Below are 2,399 nucleotides of genomic sequence, written 5' to 3'. Positions count from 1 at the left end.
TGGCGCCCAGCAGGGTCAGGTTGGCCTCGTAGCGCATGGCGTTGTCGGCAAAGTTGACGCGTTCCATGTCCATCTCCACCGTGTTGCCGTCTATGCTGGACTGCGCGGGCGTGCGGTAGAGCAGCTCGTCCGCACCCGAGGCACGCGCTTCGCCGGGCAGGTGGCGCGCCGACGTGGTCGACATGCTCATGGCGCCGGACTGGCGGCCGCGCTCCAGCGCTTCCTGGAGCTTTCCGCTGAAATCGAAGTCGCGCGCCTTGTAGTGCGGTGTGTCCGCGTTCGCGATATTGGCCGACAGCACTTCCTGCCGCCGCGCCCTGAGGCTGAGCGCCTCCTGGTGGAAGCGCAGCGCTGAATCCAGCTTGTCGATCATTGCCTTTTCTCCATGCTTGGGCACCGCACCCGCGCAGTGCCGCCTTTGAAAAATTGTAGGAATTGCCGGCTTTTTTAATCAGCGGAACAGACGCTGTTTAGCCGGCCAATTCAGGCCTTGCCGCAACGCCGGGCCACACATTCCGACTCCATGGATTGCACTACCGCTGGGCGTTTTTCAATCGGATAAACAGCAGGCCGATTGCCGCGTAGTTCAGGCCTTGGCTGCGCGGGGGGCTCCCTAGAATTCAAGCCATCCCCAAGGCCTGCGCATTGAACAAGTACCTCACGATGACCGCACCCGGAACCCAGCGCTCACGGTTTGCACGCAGCCTCGCCCTGCTGCTCGCGGGCCTGGCCGTTTTGAGCCTGCCGGCGCATGCCGCGGGCCCGCAAGCCGCGCCGCTGGCCGGCAGCGCACGCCCCGTGATAGAGCGCTTTTTGCAGGAACAGGCCGCGGGCCTGCCCGGCCAGGTGCTGATCAGCATAGACACGCCCCTGTCGGGCGCGCTGCCGCCCTGCGACGCGCTTGAGCCTTTTTTACCGGGCGGCGCGCGGCTCTGGGGCCGCGTGTCTGTCGGCGTGCGCTGCAACTCGGCCCAGCCCTGGACACGTTATGTGCCGGCCTATGTGGCCGTGCGCGGTAATTACTACGTCGCGGCCAGGCCCATCAGCGCCGGCCAGGTGCTCACCGCGGCCGATGCCACTGTGCGTGAAGGCGACCTCGCGGCCCTGCCGCGCGGCGTGGTCACGGACCCAGCGCAGTTTGACGGCGTGACTGCCCTGAACACCATTGCCTCGGGCGCGCCGCTCAGGCGCGAATCGCTGCGCGCCGCCATCGCGGTGCAACAGGGCCAGGCCATACGCCTGCGCACACGCGGCCCCGGTTTTACCGTCAGCACCGAAGGCAAGGCCATGAGCAGCGCCGCGGTGGGCGCCCTGGTCCAGGTCAGGACGGCCGGCGGCCAGCTGCTCAGCGGCATCGCCCTGGCGGACGGCACGGTGGAGCGGGTTCACTGAATTTTTTGGAATGAACCCTAAAGTTTTCATCCAGGCGGCCGTTAGAACGATCAGATCCCCCTGAGGAATACCCCATGAATATCCAGAAAACCTTCACATTCCTCAAGAATGTGGCCGACAGCGTGGCCCCCAGTTCCACCCGCGAAGGCCGGCCCGCATCGGCAGCGCCCGCACCCAGCGCCCTGGCGCGCCCGGTCACGCCCGCGCCGCTGCTGTCCAGCCAGTCAGACTTCGACGCCGCGCGCGTGGCCCGTATCCGCGAAGAGATCAGCGCGGGCCGCTACCAGGTCAATACCACGAAGATCGCCGACGGCCTGCTGGCCACGGTGCGCGACCTGCTGGGCGGCGAAGAGCCCACAAAATGAGCAGCGCGCTGGCCGGACTGCTGCACCGCGAACATGCGGCGACAGGCTTGTTCCTGGAACTGCTGGGCCTGGAAGCCCAAGCCATGACCGAAGGGCTGTTCACCGAACTGCCCGGCCTGGCCGAACGCAAGTCCCAGCTGGCCGGGCAGATCAGCGCCATCAGCCGCCAGCGCGAAGCGCTGCAGCAAAGCCTGGGCTACGGCCCCGGCCGCGCCGGCGCCGATGCCGCGGCCGCCGCGGGCGATGCCGTGCTCAAGACCGCCTGGCAACAGCTGCTGGCCCGCGCGGCCGAAGCCCAGGCCATGAACCACCGCAACGGCGTGATGGTCCACACCCACCTGGACTTCACGCGCCAGACCCTGAACTTCCTCAAGGCCGGCGGCCAGCCGCTGTATGGGCCGGATGGGACGCACCAGTCGGGTGGCGGTGGGAATCGGCTGGGGGTTGGCTAACCCCCCTGCTTCCCCCGCGGAGGGAGGGCCGGGTCTTGCTCCGGCGGGCGCGCTCTTCCTCTTCTCTCCTTCTCCTCTCTTCGTCTTTTTGCTTTCTCTGCTGAGGCTTGCTGGCCGGGGGTAGCCCGGCAGCTACTCACTTTTCTTTTGCTTCGCCAAAAGAAAAGTAAGCAAAAGAAAAGGCGACCCT

General features: G+C 66.7%; 4 protein-coding genes. 3 read left to right on the top strand and 1 reads right to left on the bottom strand.

Going from position 1 to position 2,399, the window contains the following annotated elements:
* A partial coding sequence (flgB, locus tag BLQ85_RS13535) for a flagellar basal body rod protein FlgB (RefSeq protein WP_074577786.1) occupies positions 1 to 373 on the bottom strand: 373 nt, incomplete at its 3' end.
* Positions 374 to 663: 290 nt separating this feature from the next.
* On the opposite strand from flgB, the gene flgA reads away from it, so the two are divergent.
* From flgA to BLQ85_RS13520, 3 genes are all read left to right on the top strand, one after another.
* Positions 664 to 1,392, top strand: a complete 729-nt coding sequence (gene flgA / locus BLQ85_RS13530; protein WP_074578201.1) for a flagellar basal body P-ring formation chaperone FlgA — start codon at positions 664 to 666, stop codon at positions 1,390 to 1,392.
* Positions 1,393 to 1,466: 74 nt separating this feature from the next.
* The gene (flgM, locus tag BLQ85_RS13525) at positions 1,467 to 1,757 is read left to right on the top strand and encodes a flagellar biosynthesis anti-sigma factor FlgM (RefSeq protein WP_074577785.1); all 291 of its coding nucleotides are present in this window, start codon (positions 1,467 to 1,469) and stop codon (positions 1,755 to 1,757) included.
* Positions 1,754 to 2,209: a flagella synthesis protein FlgN gene (locus BLQ85_RS13520; RefSeq protein WP_074577784.1), complete on the top strand. Its 456-nt coding sequence runs from the start codon at positions 1,754 to 1,756 to the stop codon at positions 2,207 to 2,209. The genes flgM and BLQ85_RS13520 overlap by 4 nt, the downstream gene beginning before the upstream one ends.
* The last annotated feature ends 190 nt before the right edge of the window (positions 2,210 to 2,399 follow it).

It is taken from the genome of Polaromonas sp. JS666, assembly GCF_900103405.1.
In the GTDB taxonomy this organism is placed as follows: Bacteria; Pseudomonadota; Gammaproteobacteria; order Burkholderiales; family Burkholderiaceae_C; genus Polaromonas.
The sequence above is the reverse complement of the archived record's forward strand: the minus strand, read 5'-3'. Positions and strand labels throughout refer to the sequence as shown.